Origin of the sequence: Mesorhizobium sp. BR115XR7A (genome assembly GCF_020165315.1) — a bacterium.
Lineage (GTDB): Bacteria > Pseudomonadota > Alphaproteobacteria > Rhizobiales > Rhizobiaceae > Mesorhizobium > Mesorhizobium australicum.
The window spans coordinates 203092-219149 of sequence record NZ_JAIUHW010000011.1 but is presented as its reverse complement, the minus strand read 5'-3'; the positions used below and the strand labels follow the sequence as shown (position 1 = coordinate 219149).

The following is a 16058-nucleotide window of genomic DNA, read 5'->3' as shown; positions in this document are numbered from 1 at the left end:
CAACCTTGCGCCGCGTGCGCTTGCTCGCTTTGCCGTTCCTGCTAAAAGGCGCTCCGACAATCCGTGGCGCCTTGCCTCAGGCGTCCGCTTTTCGACGGAGCAGAAATGTCCAAGATCAAAGACGTCAAGAAGGTCGTGCTCGCCTATTCCGGCGGCCTCGACACATCCATCATTCTGAAATGGCTGCAGACCGAACTCGGGGCCGAAGTCGTCACCTTCACCGCCGATCTCGGCCAGGGCGGCGAACTGGAGCCGGCGCGCCGCAAGGCCGAGATGATGGGGATCAAGGACATCCGCGTCGTCGACGTACGCGAGGAATTCGTCGCCGACTTCGTCTTCCCGATGTTCCGCGCCAACACCGTCTATGAAGGCACCTATCTCCTGGGCACCTCGATCGCGCGGCCGCTGATCTCCAAGCACCTGGTCGAGATCGCCAGGGAAACCGGCGCCGACGCCATCGCGCATGGCGCCACCGGCAAGGGCAACGACCAGGTCCGTTTCGAGCTTTCGGCCTATGCGCTCAACCCCGACATCAAGGTCATCGCGCCGTGGCGCGACTGGTCGTTCAAATCGCGCACCGACCTGATGAACTTCGCCGAACAGCACCAGATCCCGGTGCCGAAGGACAAGAGGGGCGACGCACCGTTCTCCGTCGACGCAAATCTGCTGCACTCGTCCTCCGAGGGCAAGGTGCTGGAAGACCCATGGAGCGAGCCGCCGGAATTCGTGCACCAGCGCACCGTGTCGCCGATGGACGCGCCGGATGCCGTCACCGAGATCGAGATCGAATTCCTGAAGGGCGACCCGGTCGCGCTCAACGGCAAGAAGCTGTCGCCGGCCACCATGCTGGCGGCGCTCAACGATTTCGGCCGCGACAATGGCGTAGGCCGGCTCGACCTGGTCGAGAACCGTTTCGTCGGCATGAAATCGCGAGGCGTGTATGAAACGCCGGGAGGCGCTATCCTGATCGTGGCCCATCGCGCCATTGAATCGATCACGCTCGACCGGGGTGCCGCGCACCTCAAGGACGAGTTCATGCCGCGCTACGCGGAGCTCATCTACAACGGCTTCTGGTTCTCGCCCGAGCGCCTGATGCTGCAGGCGATGATCGACAAGAGCCAGGAAGACGTCGAAGGCACGGTGCGGCTGAAGCTCTACAAGGGCAATGTCATGGTCACCGGCCGCAAATCTGGGAAGACGCTCTATTCCGACGCGCTGGTCACCTTCGAGGACGACCGTGGCGCCTATGACCAGAAGGACGCCGCCGGCTTCATCCGCCTCAATGCGCTGAGGCTGCGGACATTGGCCGCGCGCAACCGCAACAGCTAGACGGAATGCGCTGTCTCGGTCGATGCCCGGTGCCGCTGCTCTTTCTGGCGGCGCCGGTCATGGCTGGGGACTTCGCGCCCACCTCCCTGGACCTCGCCGCCCTCATCGAATGCAGGGCCGATCTGCCGGCGTATAATGGTCTTGCCCTCTGGCTGGGCGGTGAGCCAGACGCGGCGCAGACCCTTGGCTGGAAGGAGGTCGCTTCCGGCAATCCCTTCCTGCGGCAGTATCGATTGCCGGTCCCGGTCCATGTCTTCGGGCGCGAGACCGCGACGATCGTCTTTACCGCGACAGGGCCGATGGCCGTGCTTGATGGCATCGCAGCGCCGGACCTCGCCCGCCAGCTCGACGTCCCGGCGACGGTCTCGACGCCGGACAAGTTCCTCGGCGAGAAGGTCATGGCCGAAAGCAGCGAGGATGCCGGCGGCGTGAGCCTTGCCACGCGCATCACGCTCAACGTCTCGACCGTCGAGTCCCACCCCGGCAGGACGCTGGCCGGCTGCTCCTATGCGCTCGACGTGAAATGAAAAACCCGGCGCGGAGCCGGGTTTTTCGTTCAATGGCCGTGCGGTTCGATCAATCGGCGTCGATCGCGGTGGCGATGCGGGCGATGGCCTGCTGATAGACGCTTGCCGAATTCCAGCCGGCGATCGCGCCCATATTCGACTGCGCGCTGGCGCCAGCCCGCCAGCCGTGACCCTTGAGGAAGTTGGCGGTGGAGGCCAAAGCTGTGGCCTTGTCGCGCAGGTTTCCGCTACCGACCGCATACTTCAAGACATTTCCGGGCAAGAACTGCGTGTGGCCGATCTCGCCATGCATGGCGCCGACCGACGAGGCGGTCAACGCTCCTCGATCAACCAGCTTCAGGGCCGCGATGGCGTGCGGATGGAAGTAATCCGGACGGCGGCAATCATAGGCAAGCGTCACAATGGCGGAGACTGTGTTCTGGTTGCCCATGGAAGCACCGAAGCCGGTTTCCATGCCCCAGATGGCGAGCAGCACGCCCGGCGACACGCCGTAGTTGGCTTCAATCTGGTTGAACAGCGCCGCGTTCGACTTCTTCAGCGAACGGCCCTTGGAGATGATCGCCGACCCGCCGCGGCGTTTCATGAAATCGTCCACCGAGCCGCTGAAAGCCTTGTGGATGGCGCGGTCGGCGGAGATCGTCCTTGTTGCGTAGGTCGCGCCGGCCAGAGCAGCCAGACCCCTCGACCCGACACCTTCGGACTTGGCCTCGGCGGCGAAGTCCTGTTTCCAGGCGTCGAAGCCGGCGCCGGTCTTGCCGCAGCTGGCCGCCGCTTGCGCGCCGGTTGCCAGCCCCAGCACCGCCACCACCGCCGCCGCTAAAATCCTACCCTTGGCACGAAATGCCATGTTGTTCTCCTGGTTGCCTGATTCACGTCCCGTTTGCGAATTTGCCAGCGAAACGCGCATTTGTCACCGTCTGTGGCGCGATGCTGGCGAATGCCGGGGAATTTGCCTACGATCAAGTGATTATTATGGCGAGTGTCAGGCATGAAAGACGCTGATGCCGCCCATGGACCGGGGCAGGCGCGCCTGGACCGGCGAAGCAAAATAGTCGCGATGGACCGCGGAACACCGGCCGGTGGTTCGCGTTTGGGCACGGGCCGCCATGCATCCCTTTCAGATGAATCATGCATCCCTTCTGACGAATTGAGACCGAGATGAAACTTTTCGACTGCCCGCATTGCGGCCACCGTCTCTATTTCGAGAATGCCCAGTGCCTGAACTGCAGCAGTCTCGTGCTCTATGATCCCGAGGGCGCGCGCTTTGTCTTGTCCGGCGTCGACGGCGCGATCCAGTGCACCAATGCCGACGAATGCGCCTGCAACTGGATGGCCGAGCCGGGACAGGTCTTCTGCCGTGCCTGCGTGCTGAACCAGCTGATCCCCGATCTCTCGGTCGACGGCAATCGCCGCCGCTGGATTCGCGTCGAGGCGGCGAAGAAGCGCGCCATCTATTCGCTGCTCGCCTTCGGCCTGCCGGTGGCGCCCAAGCAGAGCCCGACGGACGAGATCGGGCTGGCCTTCGACTTCCTCGCCGATCCGATCGGCGGCGGCCCGGGCGGCGAACGGATTCTCACTGGTCACGACAACGGCCTGATCACGCTGAACGTCGCCGAAGCCGATTCAGCCGAGCGCGAAAAACGTCGCGTCCAGATGGGTGAGAATTACCGCACGCTGCTCGGCCATTTCCGCCACGAGCTCGGCCACTATTACTGGGACCGCCTGATCCGCGACGATCCGCAAAGGCTGGAAGCGTTCCGCGCCTTGTTCGGCGACGAGCGTGCCGACTACGAACAGGCGCTGAAGGCCTATTACGCCAATGGCGCGGCGCCCGATTGGCAGCAAGACCACATCTCGGCCTACGCCACCTCGCATCCGTGGGAGGACTGGGCCGAGACCTGGGCCCACCACCTGCACATTACCGACACGCTGGAGATGGTCCATGCGCTGAACTTCCCGCTCGGCCGGCTGGAGACGGTGGAGACGAACGAACTGCCGCGGGGCGATACCGGGGGCGAGCCGCAGGCAGCACCCTCGGAGCCCGCCAACACACCCGAGCCCTTCGACAAGATCCTTGCCCGCTGGCTGGTGCTGTCGGAAGCCTCCAATTCGATCAACCGCTGCATGGGCCTACCCGACCTCTACCCCTTCGTCATTTCGGACGCGACCGCGCGGAAACTGGCGTTCGTACACGATCTTCTGACCGGCTTGCCGATGGAGGCCGGAACAAATCGTGAGTTGGCTCGCGCATTTTAGCCGGAACGCATGCGCTGCTGTCCCGTTGTCACCGCCGAGGGACTGTGAAACGGAGAGAACCCATGAAATCCTTATTGTTTCCCGCAATAGCCGGGATGCTGACCGCAATGTCGGGCGCGGCATTGGCCGATACCGCTGTCTCGGCAGTCACCGATCTCAACGTGCGTGCCGGTCCCGGCCCGCAATATCCTGTCATTGGCGTTCTCGCCGCAGGCCAGTCGGCGACGCTCAACGGCTGCATCGAAAACAGCAAATGGTGCACCATCGCCGAAGCTGGCGGCCAGGGCTGGGTCTATTCCGACTACGTCACCGCCGATTTCGGCGGCAGCCGCGTGGTGCTGACGCAGCGCCGCTCCGCCGTTGCCGTGGTCTCGCCGCCGGACGACATCGGCAACTATTCGACCGACTATACCGGTGCGATCATTTCCAGCGATCCGGTGGTTGGCGACTTTCCAGCGCCGCCGGCCGCGGTACGGACCTATGTCGACACCCATCGCCTCGACCCCGTCTATCTCGACGGCGAGGTGGTCACCGGCGCGACCCTGCCCGATACGGTCGAGCTGCGCGAAATTCCTGACTACAACTACCGCTATGTCTATGTGAACGGCCAGCGGGCGCTGATCGATCCGCAGACACGGCGCATCATGTACGTCGTGCGTTGACGCGATGCCGGCGGTCGCCGAAGCGGCCGCCGGCGAAACCTGGATTGGCGACCGCGGCAGGCTGGCCCGCGCCTGCGTTCCGGGGCAATCGCAGTGCGCGTATTCCTGCTGATATCGATTCCGGTTCCCGAAACCATCAGCTGGATCAAGCAGCGATGGATTGGGATCGAGGACAAGCGTGACGATCGACGACACTGCCTTCGAGCGCTATCGCAACACGCCGACCGCCAGGACGACCTTGCCGCGCCTGTTGCTGGGAACGCTGATCGTCGTCCTGTTCTGGGCCGCCACCACCGCGGCCGTGCTGTTCGGTGGCACCCGTGTTTACTTCGCCTGGCAGGGGGCGGCGACTTCGCCATACGGCATGGAAGGTTTTCTCGCCTCGCCCGCCGGCATCCTGTGCGCGCTCGCCTCTTTCGCGGGGATCTGGATCGGCCTGTGGATCGCCATGCGCTGGGTGCATGGCGAGCCGCTGTCGGCGCTGCTTGGCGCCGGCCGCTGCGTAGCGCGACCGGACTTCCTCAAGGGGCTGATCGCGGTGCTGATCACGTCGGCCTTGTCCGAAATCCTGTTCTATCTGCTGCAGCCCGGCATCGCGCGCGGCCCGATCAGCCTGTCGTCATGGCTGCTGTTCGCGATCCCAATCGCCACGCTCACCTTGCTGCAGACGTCGTCGGAGGAGGTGCTGTTTCGCGGCTATCTGCTGCGTGGCCTGGCCAATCGGTTCAGAAGCCCGTGCGTCTGGGCGCTGCTGCCCGGCCTGCTGTTCACCTCGCTGCACTGGAGCGGCGGTTCGTCGGCCGCCATCAACGCCAGCGTGCTGGTGTCGATCGCTGCCTTCGCGCTGTTTCTGACGCTTGTGGTCTACGCCACCGGCAATCTCGGGACCGCCCTTGGAGCTCATCTTGGCAACAACCTCACCGGCTTCCTGCTGATCTCGCATCAGGAGAGCTACAATTCCTTCGCCTTGTTCACCGCAAAGCCGCTCGAAGGGCCGGGCTGGATGATATCGGATGCCATCCTCATTGCGGTCATCGGTATTGCCTGCAGCCTGCTGACGATTGTCTTGCTGCTGCATCCGCGCTCGCCGCTGAAGGTCACGGCCGAGGTTCCAAACGCCGTGGGTGCTGCCTGATCGCTGCCCGGAAAACATCGCAACACCGGCCTTGCCTTGACTCTCGCGCCGATTTCCTGTCTACAGCCCACCAATTCCGCGACGAGTATTCCTCCGAGCAAGCCGACCAGGATGCCGAAACCTCTTTGAGGCCGAGTGCTGTAAACAGATCCTGGAGGCCAACACCCGGCAGCGCTGTGCGCCCCCGGGTGCTTTTTGGTTTTGGGCTTTTGCTTGGACTGGCTTTTGCTTGGAGACTGGGCGCGAACGCATTACCTCTCGGGCACCATCCGGGTGCCAGGGAAAAGGAAAACGAATGTTTGAATCGCTGCAGGAGCGTCTTGGCTCCATCCTGAACGGCCTGACCGGCCGCGGCGCGCTGTCGGAGGCGGATGTCTCGGCAGCGCTGCGCGAGGTGCGCCGTGCGCTGCTCGAGGCCGACGTGGCGTTGGAAGTGGTGCGGTCCTTCACCGACAAGGTGCGCGAGAAGGCCGTCGGCGCCGCGGTGCTGAAGTCGATCAAGCCGGGACAGATGGTCGTCAAGATCGTCCATGACGAGCTGGTCGACATGCTCGGCGCCGAGGGTGTCGCCATCGACCTCAACGCGCCGGCCCCGGTCGTCATCATGATGGTCGGCCTGCAGGGCTCCGGCAAGACCACCACGTCGGCCAAGATCGCCAAGCGGCTGACCGAGCGGCAGAACAAGAAGGTTCTGATGGCCTCGCTCGACACGCGGCGTCCGGCCGCGCAGGAGCAGCTGCGCCAGCTCGGCGAGCAGGTCAAGGTGGCGACGCTGCCTGTTATCGCAGGCCAGAACCCGGTCGATATCGCCAAGCGCGCCGTGCAGGCGGCCAAGCTCGGCGGCCATGACGTCGTCATCCTCGACACCGCCGGTCGCACCCATATCGACGAGCCGCTGATGGTCGAGATGGCCGACATCAAGAAGGTGTCGAGCCCGCACGAGATCCTGCTGGTCGCCGATTCGCTGACCGGTCAGGACGCCGTCAACCTGGCGAAAAGCTTCGACGAGCGCGTCGGCATTACCGGGCTTGTGCTGACCCGCATGGACGGCGATGGCCGCGGCGGTGCAGCGCTTTCGATGCGCGCCGTCACCGGCAAGCCGATCAAGCTGATCGGCACCGGCGAAAAGATGGACGGGCTGGAGGAATTCCACCCCAAGCGCATCGCCGACCGCATCCTGGGCATGGGCGACATCGTCAGCCTGGTCGAAAAGGCCGCCGAGAACATCGACGCCGAGCAGGCGGCGGCGATGGCCAAGAAGATGCAGTCGGGCAAGTTCGACCTGAACGACCTTGCCCAGCAGCTTCAGCAGATGTCGAAGATGGGCGGCATGGGCGGCATCATGGGCATGATGCCCGGCATGGGCAAGATGAAGGACCAGATGGCCGCCGCCGGGCTCGACGACAAGATGTTCGGCCGCCAGCTCGCCATCATCTCCTCGATGACCAAGGCCGAGCGCGCCAATCCCGACATTCTAAAGCACTCGCGCAAGAAGCGCATCGCCGCCGGCTCCGGCACCGATGCCGCCGAGATCAACAAGCTCCTGAAGATGCATCGCGGCATGGCCGACATGATGAAGGCGATGGGCGGCAAGGGCAAAGGCGGTGGCCTGATGCGCGGCATGATGGGCGGCCTCGCCTCCAAGATGGGCCTTGGTGGTTTGGGGGGCGGCATGATGCCCGGCGGCATGGGCGGCATGCCCGATCTGTCGAAGATGGACCCCAAGCAGCTCGAAGCCTTGCAGAAGCAGGCGCAGGCCGCCGGCCTCGGCGGCATGAAGGGCCTGCCCGGCGGCATGAAGCTTCCCGGCCTTGGCGGCGGTGGCGGCCTGCCCGGTCTCGGCAAGAAAAAGTGAGGACGCTATGAACGAAGAAAAGGACATGGCCGACGCCCGCACCATCCTGGCCGGCTACCGTGCGTCGATCGACAACATCGACGCGGCCCTCATCCACATGCTGGCCGAGCGCTTCCGCTGCACCAAGGCGGTTGGCGTGCTCAAGGCCGAGCATGGCCTGCCGCCGGCCGACCCGGCGCGCGAGCAGCAGCAGATCGCCCGCCTGCGCCAGCTGGCGCATGACGCGCATCTCGACCCGGATTTCGCGGAGAAATTCCTCAACTTCGTCGTCCGCGAAGTGATCCGGCACCACGAACAGATCGCCGCTGCCAACGGCGTGACGAAAACGGGTTGAAAAAACCCTGACTTATCAAACGAAATCAGAGCTTTTAGGAGAAAAGAAATGGCACTGAAGATCAGACTGGCCCGTGCGGGCTCGAAGAAGCGTCCTTACTACCACGTCGTCGTCGCCGATGCCCGTTCGCCCCGCGACGGCCGGTTCATCGAGTCGCTCGGCTCGTGGAACCCGCTGCTGCCTAAGGACGGCGAGCGCATCAAGGTCGACGCCGACCGCGTCAAGCATTGGCTGTCGCATGGCGCCCAGCCGACCGACCGCGTGCTGCGCTTCCTCGATGAGGCCGGCCTTGCCAAGCGCGAAGCCCGCTCCAACCCGAAGAAGGCCGAGCCCGGCAAGAAGGCGCAGGAACGCGCCGCCCTGCTGAAGAAGGCCCAGGAAGACGCCGCTGCCGCCGTCGCCTCGGCCGCTGCCGCACCGGCCGAAGCGGAAGCCGCTACCGCCGAGTAATCGCTTCCTATTCCTTGCGGGAACAAAACGGCGGGCCTGTGCCCGCCGTTTTGCTGTTCATGTTTGGAATGCTGTCGATCAATAACCGCTTGGGCAGCGATCGACATAGACCCGACCATGGCGATCGCGGTACCGGCATTGGCCGCTTTCGCTGGCATGGCCGATCAGCGCGCCGGCCACGGCGCCGACCGCACCGCCGACAACAGCGCCCTGCACCGGATCTCCGGCCACGGCCGCGCCAACCGCAGCACCGCCCAGGCCGCCCACGGCAGCCCCTTTTTCCGTTTGCGAACATGCACCCAGTGCCGTCGTCAGCACCAGAATGGTCAGTATTTTCTTCATTTGTCGTTCCTCTCACACGCGGATCGCCGTCTCGCCGCCAAGTGCTTAACTCTCAGACGGCTAATTTGATCCCGAGGAGAACGAAGATCGCGACGCTGCTCGCCCAAACAGACCGCATCGGCGGTATCGGCACCCGATGACGTGCAGGCGAAGTGGACGCTGTTCTTGGCTCGGAACAGCTATCGGCTGAACGGGATCAGCGCACGAACCCTGGGGTCGCTCAGATAGAGGCCGCCCCATAGGATGATGCCGAGATAGACGCCGAACAGCATGTGCGAGAACAGCGGATTGCCGATGCGCGCATTGGTGGCGATGGCGCCGCCCATATAGGCGGTGAGCAGGAGGGCGCCGAGCACGGAGGTGCGCGGCAGCGCGTAGAGCGCGGTCGAGACCAGGCCGATGACGCCCAGCATGCGCGCGACGTTGGGATCGGCTGGCCACCCAAGCGGCACCATCGTCTGGGTGACCACGTCGAGCGGCGGCAGCTTGATGGCGCCGTCGAAGATCATGAACAGGACGATGAGGCCGCTGAGCGCCCGGCCGGTCCACAGGGCGCCAGCCGAGACGGGCGCGGTTTGAGAAATGCTCATTGGGTGTCCCTCCTGATGGTCAGCCCCTTTTTCGGTGGGGTCGATCCAAGGACGTTCCATGAGGCGTCGATCCGACAAGTGTTCGGATTCTTGACGATGCAGCGTTACGAAAGATAGAACTTTTCGGCCGACAGCATCTTTGGCGGCGTCTCGCCCAAGGCCTCGAACACCGAGATTTCGCAGACCCGGCACAGGCCGTCGAGCGCGAGGTCGTTGGCTTCGGTGCCAAACGGATCCTCGAGCTCTTCCGAAAGCGCGTCGAGGCCGAAGAAGGTGTAGGCGATCAGCGCCGTGAACAATGGCGTTGCCCAACCGGTGGTCGAGATCAGGCCAATCGGCAGCAGCAGGCACACGATGTAGGCCGTGCGGTGCACCAGCAGCGTGTAGGCGAAGGGCAAGGGCGTGCCGGCGATCCGCTCGCAGCCGGCCTGGATGGCGGTGATTGACGCCAGCCTCTCATCCAGAATGCGGAAACCGATCGTGTCGAGGTCGCCAGCCCGGCGCTGCGCATTGGCACGGCGGCCCATGCGCCTGACCATCTCGTCCGCCGGATTGGCGAAACTAGCGGCCGTCCCGGCTTCAGCCTCGATGAAGGCATGGACCTCCTTGACGCTGTCGATCTTGCGCAACTGGCCGCGCAGAAAATGACAGAAGGCCAGCGCTTCCATCAGCAGGGCGCGCTGCTCGGCCCGATCGGGAATGAGGCTTGTCGTGGCGCGGGCCAGATTGCGGATTTCGAAGACCAGCGCGCCCCACAGTTTGCGCGCCTCCCACCAGCGATCATAGGCGGCGTTGTTGCGAAACGACAGATAGATCGACAAGGTCACGCCCACCAGTCCGAAAGGCGTGATGTTGAAGACGCCGAGATCGAGCTGGAACCGGCGCGCCACGACGAGGATGACCACCGAATAGATCGCGAAGCCGAAAATCTGCGGCAGGATGCGTGGCACCACCGAACCGCGCATGATGAAGAACAGCTGCAGGAAGGTGGGGCGCGGACGAACGATCATTCGGGAGCCTTTCACGGACCAGCGTCGGCCCTCAGCTCCTGTATTGTGCGATGCGGCCGTCATGCAAGCCCGGCCGCCGCCGACATTGCCATGTCGTCCGTGTGTCGACTACCGGTGTGTGCTGTTTGCGGATATTGAGAAGCTGCTGCCGTCCCGATGCAGGCGAGAAAAAATGACGGGCGAGACCGATCTGAGCACTCTGTTGGCGTCGATGACGCCGGAACTGCGCGATGGCATCTATGTCTTCGCCACGCTGGCGCCTGGCGTTCCACAGCCCGAAGGCCTCGAACCGGTCATGGCGTTTCGGGAGCGCGAAGGCACGACGCTGATCGTGACGGAGGAAGCCGCCCGGAGCACTGAGCTGACCGCCTCGTTCCGCTGCCGGATGATCACGCTGAACGTCCACTCATCGCTGGAAGCCGTCGGCTTCCTCGCCGCCATCACCGCGCGCCTCGCCGCCGCCGGCATGGGCGTCAATCCGATCTCGGGTTTTTACCACGACCATCTGTTCGTGCCGGCTGGGCGGGCGGAGGAGGCGATGGCGGTGCTGCATCAGCTCGCCAAGGACAGCGCTGGCTGAAATCAGCGCCTTCGGACGTAAAGAATGTCCGGCAATCCTTCCTCATTGGTCGAACCGTCGCCGAACGCTTCGGCGCGAAATCCGTGGCGTTCATAGAAGCGGCGGGCACCGCTGTTGGCCTGAAAGCAATATAACTTGACCACCGGCAAGATGGCGGCAGCCTCTTCCACTAGCCGGCTACCAATTCCTTGGCCCGTCCAGGCCGGATCAAGATAAAGCTGCTCGATCCATTCGCCTTTGACCGAAATGAAGCCAATAATGTCATTGTCAGCCTCGGCGATCGTCACCTGCTGGTTGGGCAACACGATATCTCGGATGAAAGACAAGTCCTGCTCCGGCGTGTGCAAGACCGGCATCCAGTCGAACGAGGCAAGCGCCGCACGCATGACCTTGGCGATGGAAGCGGCGTCGGAACCGATGGCCGGGCGCGGAGCGACTTTGATGTTATCGGTCATAATTACAAGCCTGTGACTGCCGCCGGTCGGTCGAGGAAAATGGACAGGCCAGCGCCGCCCCTCATCCCCCTGCCGGGACCTTCTCCCCGTATAGTGACGGGGAGAAGAGGGCTAACGGCCGGAGGCCGAGCCCGCGACGGCGGGCCGCCGGTCGTCCGGCGCCCTCGCGGAGGGCCAGCCGCGGCAGCGGCGATACGGCCCGTGAGCGAAGATTATGCCGCCTTCTTCTTCGGCTGGATAAGGCCGCGCTCGACCAGGAGCTCGGCGATCTGCACGGCGTTCAGCGCCGCGCCCTTGCGCAGATTGTCGGAGACGATCCACATCGACAGGCCGTTGTCGATGGTCGAATCCTCGCGGATGCGCGAGATGAAGGTGGCGTCCTCGCCGGCCGATTCCAGCGGCGTGATGTAGCCGCCATCCTCGCGCTTGTCCAAGACCTGGCAGCCCGGCGCATCACGCAGGATGTCGCGCGCCTCATCGGCGGTGATCGGCTTCTCGAACTCGATGTTGACCGCTTCCGAATGGCCGATGAACACCGGCACGCGCACGCAGGTCGCCGTCAGCTTGATCTTGGGGTCGAGCATCTTCTTGGTCTCGGCGACCATCTTCCATTCTTCCTTGGTAAAACCGTCATCGAGGAAGACATCGATATGCGGGATGACGTTGAAGGCGATGCGCTTGGTGAACTTCTTGACGTCGACGCTGTCGGCGACGAACACCGCACGCGTCTGCGTGAACAGCTCGTCCATGCCTTCCTTGCCGGCGCCGGATACCGACTGGTAGGTGGCGACGACGACGCGCTTGATGGTGGCGAAATCATGCAGCGGCTTCAGCGCCACGACGAGCTGCGCCGTCGAGCAATTCGGGTTGGCGATGATGTTCTTGCGTGTGAACAGCGAGATCGCGTCCGGGTTAACCTCGGGCACGATCAGCGGCACGTCCTGGTCGTAACGGAAGGCCGACGAATTATCGATGACGACGCAGCCCTGCTTGCCGATCTTCGGCGACCATTCCTTGGAGACATTGCCGCCGGCCGACATGATGCAGATGTCAGTGTCGGAAAAATCATACTGGTCGAGCGGCCTGACCTTCAGCGTGCGGTCGCCGAACGACACTTCCGTGCCCATGCTGCGCCGCGAGGCGAGCGCCACGACTTCGCTCACTGGAAAGCCGCGCTCTTCCAGGATGTTGAGCATTTCCCGGCCCACATTGCCCGTGGCGCCGACTATCGCAACCTTGAAACTCATAAAAATCTCCTGTCCCTCTCCGCTTGGTTTTTGGAGAAAACCCGCCGGCCAAGTGCGGGTTCCGTCCCCCGGGCCGGACCCGGGAGAGGGTGGTTAGGCCAAGGGAATCACACCGTTTTGGTGGTGCTTTTGGTGGTTTTCCTGGCCAAGAATAGGGTTTTGCCGGAACGAGGCGACGCAGCGACGCGCCCGGCCCAATGATTCGCATTGAGGCTGGGGGCATCGAATGCAAGAAGAGCCATCAAAAGGCCGCGCATCGAAAAACGATCCCGTTCGAAGCGGGCTTTTACGCGGTTTGCGGCAGGAGTCAATTGGCGGCACGCCGCATAGCCTTCATGGCACCCTGTACAAGAAGGGCGGCAGGAAGTACGAACGGCCAAGATTGTTTGGCTGGCGCCGCCAGCCCCCGGCATGTGCTCCATGATGAGCGCAGAACCCTGAATTCCGAAAGAACGAGATGTCCAATTTCGATGGTATTGTTCCCGCGCTGGCACAAGCGCTGGAAAAACGCGGTTATTCCGACCTGACACCGGTGCAGAAGGCGGTGCTGGAGCTCGGCCAGGCCGACGCGCTGGTGTCGGCGCAGACCGGCTCGGGCAAGACCGTCGCCTTCGGCCTTGCCATGGCGCCGACGCTGCTCGACGGCGCGGAACGTTTCGGCCCGGCAGCGGCGCCGCTGGCATTGGCGGTGGCGCCGACACGCGAACTGGCGCTGCAGGTGACGCGCGAGCTCGAATGGCTCTATGAGCCAACCGGCGCCACGGTGGCGTCCTGCGTCGGCGGCATGGACATGCGCACCGAACGGCGCGCGCTGGAGCGCGGCGCCCACATCGTCGTCGGCACGCCCGGCCGGCTGCGCGACCACATCACGCGGCATTCGCTCGACATGTCGACGCTGAAGGCCGTGGTTCTCGACGAGGCCGACGAGATGCTCGACCTCGGCTTTCGCGAGGACCTCGAATTCATCCTCGATGCCGCACCGGCCGAGCGCCGGACGCTGATGTTCTCGGCCACCGTGCCGCGCTCCATCGCCACGCTCGCACAGGGCTATCAGCGCGATGCCGTGCGCATCTCGGCCGCCGGCGAGGAAAAGCAGCATCTCGACATCGAGTATCGGGCGCTGAATGTAGCCCAGGCCGACCGCGAGAACGCCATCATCAACGTGCTGCGCTTCTATGAGGCCAAGAACGCGCTGGTGTTCTGCAACACGCGCGCCGCCGTCAACCATCTGACCGCACGCTTCAACAACCGCAATTTTTCCGTCGTGGCGCTCTCGGGTGAACTCAGCCAGAACGAACGCAGCCACGCGCTGCAGGCGATGCGCGACGGCCGCGCGAAAGTCTGCATCGCCACCGACGTCGCGGCGCGCGGCATCGACCTGCCCAATCTCGAGCTGGTGATCCACGCCGACCTGCCGACCAATCCCGAAACGCTGCTGCACCGAAGCGGCCGCACGGGACGTGCCGGGCGCAAGGGCGTCAGCGCGTTGATCGTGCCTAACAGCGCCCGCAGGCGCACCGAGCGGCTGCTGCAAAGCGCCAAGCTGACGGCGACCTGGGCGAGCCCGCCCTCGGCCGACGACGTGATGCGGCGCGACGACGAGCGCATTCTTGCCGACCCGGCTTTCGACGAACCGGTCAAGGATGACGAGCGCGAGTTCATCGATGCGCTTCTTAGCCGGCATGGCGCCGAACAGGTGGCGGCCGCTTTCGTGCGCCAATGCCGCGCCAGCCGCTCGGCGCCCGAGGATCTCATGGACGTCGCGCCTTTCACGCCATCGCGTGAAAGAGCGGCGGGCGAAAAATTCAGCCCTCGCGACGAGGCACCGAGCCGCCGCGACGATTTCAGCGCCAGCGTCTGGTTCTCGCTGTCGGTGGGGCGCCGGCAGAATGCCGAGCCGCGCTGGCTGATCCCGATGCTGTGTCGTGCCGGCAGCATTTCCAAGCGCGAGATCGGCGCCATCAAGATGCAGCCGGAAGAGACGTTCGTGCAGATCGCCGCCGACTGGGCGGAGCGCTTTCTCGCCGCGATCGGTCCCGACCGCAAATTGCAGGGCAACATCGTGGTCAAGCGGCTGGACGGCACGCCGGACCTGTCGCGGGCCGGCTATCAGCCGCCGAGCCCGGACAAGAAGCCGCATCGCGGCAAGGCGCCGTTCGACCCGAACGCGCCGAAGCGCAAATTCGAGAAGCGTGCACCGGCTTCAGTCGACCATCGTCCGGCCACCACGCATGAGGCAAAGCCGTGGGCGAAGAAGCCGGGCAAGCCGAAATTCGACAACGCCGGTCCGCCAAAAAACAAGAAGACGAAGAAGCGGCCTTCGTAGGAATCCAGACTGGCCGCGCTCTGCTTCAGGCCGGCCCGGATGATCGCCGCCCAGCTTGCCGACGCCAGTGTCGGCCGGTGCTGTCTGGCGATGTGCCCGGCCAGGGACGCGCGGCAGGCATCGGAACGCTTGGCTGTCATAGCTATGGGCGGCTTGCCCATGGGCTTGGGCCTGTGCCACATCTTGGCAGGGAACGGGCTACAAGGGGCGGGCGGATGCGCGGTGAAGTGCTTCACTATGACGAGGACCAGGGCTTCGGCTTCATCACCGGAGCCGACGGCAGCAGCTACACTTTCACCCGCGAGAACCTGCGCCGGCAAACCGCCATGCCCAACGGGACGGCGGTCGAGTTCCAGCCGGGCGGCGGCCAGGCGCGCGACGTCTTTTCGATCGCTGGCCAAACCACCGCAGGCCCGGCCGTGAACTCGACGGTTGGCGCAGGCATAGATGCGGCACCGGCCCAAGCCGGCACCGCATCCACAGCCCGCGCACCGCAGGCGCAGCATTTCGGCCGATCCAGCGAGAGCGCAACCGCCGAACCCAGTGATCTCTGGGGCTATTTCTGGCGTGGACTGACGCAGAACTACTTCAACTTCGCCGGCCGCGCCCGCCGCAAGGAATATTGGGGCTATTGCCTGTTTTGGGTGGTCTGCCTGCTGATCGTCGGCGGCATCGGCATCTTCACCGATATCGAAATGGGCAATTTCGACACAGATGTCTCGGCGGTGGTGACGGTCGGCCTCTGCGGCACCTTCCTCCTGGCGACGCTCCTGCCCGGCCTCGGCATGACCGTGCGCCGGCTGCACGATATCGGCCTGTCGGGCTGGCTCTATCTGGTGATCCTGATCCCCAGCATCGGCAGCCTGATCATCCTGGTCTTCGCGCTGATCCCGACCCAGGCGCGTGAAAACCAGTGGGGACCGGTGCCTGCTGGAGTCAGGGTTTAGCGGTCAGTTCCCG

17 protein-coding genes are annotated in these 16058 nt (G+C 64.3%); 11 read left to right on the top strand and 6 right to left on the bottom strand.

The annotated features are described in order from the left end of the window. The first annotated feature begins 105 nt into the window (after positions 1–105). Both LB557_RS23550 and LB557_RS23545 read left to right on the top strand, forming a co-directional pair. Positions 106–1329, top strand: a complete 1224-nt coding sequence (locus LB557_RS23550) for an argininosuccinate synthase (RefSeq protein WP_224642704.1) — start codon at positions 106–108, stop codon at positions 1327–1329. A gap of 59 nt (positions 1330–1388) precedes the next feature. Continuing rightward, positions 1389–1856: a hypothetical protein gene (locus LB557_RS23545; RefSeq protein WP_411909928.1), complete on the top strand. Its 468-nt coding sequence runs from the start codon at positions 1389–1391 to the stop codon at positions 1854–1856. 49 nt (positions 1857–1905) lie between these two features. On the opposite strand, the gene LB557_RS23540 is transcribed toward LB557_RS23545, so the two are convergent. Next, positions 1906–2703 carry a lytic transglycosylase domain-containing protein gene (locus LB557_RS23540; protein ID WP_140791627.1) on the bottom strand — a complete coding sequence of 266 codons (798 nt, stop codon included), beginning with the start codon at positions 2701–2703 and terminating at the stop codon, positions 1906–1908. A gap of 311 nt (positions 2704–3014) precedes the next feature. Here LB557_RS23540 and LB557_RS23535 point away from each other — a divergent pair, with 311 nt between their 5' ends. The 6 genes from LB557_RS23535 to rpsP all read left to right on the top strand — a co-directional run bounded on the left by LB557_RS23535 (position 3015) and on the right by rpsP (position 8548). Next, positions 3015–4112 (top strand): putative zinc-binding metallopeptidase, encoded by a 1098-nt coding sequence (locus LB557_RS23535; RefSeq protein WP_140618257.1) that lies wholly within the window; start codon positions 3015–3017, stop codon positions 4110–4112. A gap of 62 nt (positions 4113–4174) precedes the next feature. Then, a complete protein-coding gene (locus LB557_RS23530) occupies positions 4175–4774 on the top strand; it encodes a DUF1236 domain-containing protein (protein WP_015314956.1) in 600 nt (199 codons plus the stop codon). 178 nt (positions 4775–4952) lie between these two features. Next, entirely contained in the window at positions 4953–5909 is a 957-nt protein-coding gene (locus LB557_RS23525; protein ID WP_224642702.1) for a CPBP family intramembrane glutamic endopeptidase, read from the top strand. A gap of 295 nt (positions 5910–6204) precedes the next feature. Further along, positions 6205–7764, top strand: coding sequence for a signal recognition particle protein (gene ffh / locus LB557_RS23520; protein WP_224642700.1), 1560 nt, complete (start codon positions 6205–6207; stop codon positions 7762–7764). Positions 7765–7771: 7 nt separating this feature from the next. Further along, complete coding sequence (locus LB557_RS23515; RefSeq protein ID WP_015314959.1) at positions 7772–8098, top strand: chorismate mutase; 327 nt, start codon at positions 7772–7774, stop codon at positions 8096–8098. 48 nt (positions 8099–8146) lie between these two features. After that, positions 8147–8548, top strand: a complete 402-nt coding sequence (gene rpsP, locus LB557_RS23510) for a 30S ribosomal protein S16 (protein ID WP_023774471.1) — start codon at positions 8147–8149, stop codon at positions 8546–8548. A 78-nt stretch (positions 8549–8626) separates the two neighbouring features. Here rpsP and LB557_RS23505 read toward each other — a convergent pair whose 3' ends face one another. The 3 genes from LB557_RS23505 to LB557_RS23495 all read right to left on the bottom strand — a co-directional run bounded on the left by LB557_RS23505 (position 8627) and on the right by LB557_RS23495 (position 10490). Then, positions 8627–8890, bottom strand: coding sequence for a YMGG-like glycine zipper-containing protein (locus LB557_RS23505; RefSeq protein ID WP_015314961.1), 264 nt, complete (start codon positions 8888–8890; stop codon positions 8627–8629). Positions 8891–9069: 179 nt separating this feature from the next. Beyond that, the gene (locus tag LB557_RS23500) at positions 9070–9480 is read right to left on the bottom strand and encodes a DoxX family protein (protein ID WP_224642699.1); all 411 of its coding nucleotides are present in this window, start codon (positions 9478–9480) and stop codon (positions 9070–9072) included. 104 nt (positions 9481–9584) lie between these two features. Continuing rightward, positions 9585–10490 (bottom strand): bestrophin family protein, encoded by a 906-nt coding sequence (locus LB557_RS23495; protein ID WP_140712213.1) that lies wholly within the window; start codon positions 10488–10490, stop codon positions 9585–9587. A 172-nt stretch (positions 10491–10662) separates the two neighbouring features. On the opposite strand from LB557_RS23495, the gene LB557_RS23490 reads away from it, so the two are divergent. Then, positions 10663–11070 carry an ACT domain-containing protein gene (locus LB557_RS23490; RefSeq protein ID WP_224642698.1) on the top strand — a complete coding sequence of 136 codons (408 nt, stop codon included), beginning with the start codon at positions 10663–10665 and terminating at the stop codon, positions 11068–11070. A gap of 2 nt (positions 11071–11072) precedes the next feature. Here LB557_RS23490 and LB557_RS23485 read toward each other — a convergent pair whose 3' ends face one another. After that, positions 11073–11525 carry a GNAT family N-acetyltransferase gene (locus LB557_RS23485; protein WP_140719681.1) on the bottom strand — a complete coding sequence of 151 codons (453 nt, stop codon included), beginning with the start codon at positions 11523–11525 and terminating at the stop codon, positions 11073–11075. Positions 11526–11737: 212 nt separating this feature from the next. After that, complete coding sequence (locus tag LB557_RS23480) at positions 11738–12772, bottom strand: aspartate-semialdehyde dehydrogenase (RefSeq protein WP_023774477.1); 1035 nt, start codon at positions 12770–12772, stop codon at positions 11738–11740. A 457-nt stretch (positions 12773–13229) separates the two neighbouring features. On the opposite strand from LB557_RS23480, the gene LB557_RS23475 reads away from it, so the two are divergent. Then, positions 13230–15098, top strand: coding sequence for a DEAD/DEAH box helicase (locus tag LB557_RS23475; protein WP_224642697.1), 1869 nt, complete (start codon positions 13230–13232; stop codon positions 15096–15098). A gap of 215 nt (positions 15099–15313) precedes the next feature. Further along, positions 15314–16045, top strand: a complete 732-nt coding sequence (locus LB557_RS23470; RefSeq protein WP_224642696.1) for a DUF805 domain-containing protein — start codon at positions 15314–15316, stop codon at positions 16043–16045. Positions 16046–16058 lie beyond the last annotated feature (13 nt).

Excerpts from the sequence above, each read along its gene's own strand:
- ffh (WP_224642700.1), top strand. The coding sequence starts at position 6,205 with ATGTTTGAATCGCTGCAGGAGCGTCTTGGCTCCATCCTGAACGGCCTG.
- LB557_RS23535 (WP_140618257.1), top strand. The coding sequence starts at position 3,015 with ATGAAACTTTTCGACTGCCCGCATTGCGGCCACCGTCTCTATTTCGAG.
- LB557_RS23530 (WP_015314956.1), top strand. The coding sequence starts at position 4,175 with ATGAAATCCTTATTGTTTCCCGCAATAGCCGGGATGCTGACCGCAATG.
- LB557_RS23480 (WP_023774477.1), bottom strand. The coding sequence starts at position 12,772 with ATGAGTTTCAAGGTTGCGATAGTCGGCGCCACGGGCAATGTGGGCCGG.
- LB557_RS23545 (WP_411909928.1), top strand. The coding sequence starts at position 1,389 with ATGGCTGGGGACTTCGCGCCCACCTCCCTGGACCTCGCCGCCCTCATC.
- LB557_RS23550 (WP_224642704.1), top strand. The coding sequence starts at position 106 with ATGTCCAAGATCAAAGACGTCAAGAAGGTCGTGCTCGCCTATTCCGGC.
- LB557_RS23540 (WP_140791627.1), bottom strand. The coding sequence starts at position 2,703 with ATGGCATTTCGTGCCAAGGGTAGGATTTTAGCGGCGGCGGTGGTGGCG.
- LB557_RS23515 (WP_015314959.1), top strand. The coding sequence starts at position 7,772 with ATGAACGAAGAAAAGGACATGGCCGACGCCCGCACCATCCTGGCCGGC.
- LB557_RS23495 (WP_140712213.1), bottom strand. The coding sequence starts at position 10,490 with ATGATCGTTCGTCCGCGCCCCACCTTCCTGCAGCTGTTCTTCATCATG.
- LB557_RS23470 (WP_224642696.1), top strand. The coding sequence starts at position 15,314 with ATGCGCGGTGAAGTGCTTCACTATGACGAGGACCAGGGCTTCGGCTTC.
- LB557_RS23505 (WP_015314961.1), bottom strand. The coding sequence starts at position 8,890 with ATGAAGAAAATACTGACCATTCTGGTGCTGACGACGGCACTGGGTGCA.
- LB557_RS23475 (WP_224642697.1), top strand. The coding sequence starts at position 13,230 with ATGTCCAATTTCGATGGTATTGTTCCCGCGCTGGCACAAGCGCTGGAA.
- LB557_RS23500 (WP_224642699.1), bottom strand. The coding sequence starts at position 9,480 with ATGAGCATTTCTCAAACCGCGCCCGTCTCGGCTGGCGCCCTGTGGACC.
- LB557_RS23490 (WP_224642698.1), top strand. The coding sequence starts at position 10,663 with ATGACGGGCGAGACCGATCTGAGCACTCTGTTGGCGTCGATGACGCCG.
- LB557_RS23485 (WP_140719681.1), bottom strand. The coding sequence starts at position 11,525 with ATGACCGATAACATCAAAGTCGCTCCGCGCCCGGCCATCGGTTCCGAC.
- rpsP (WP_023774471.1), top strand. The coding sequence starts at position 8,147 with ATGGCACTGAAGATCAGACTGGCCCGTGCGGGCTCGAAGAAGCGTCCT.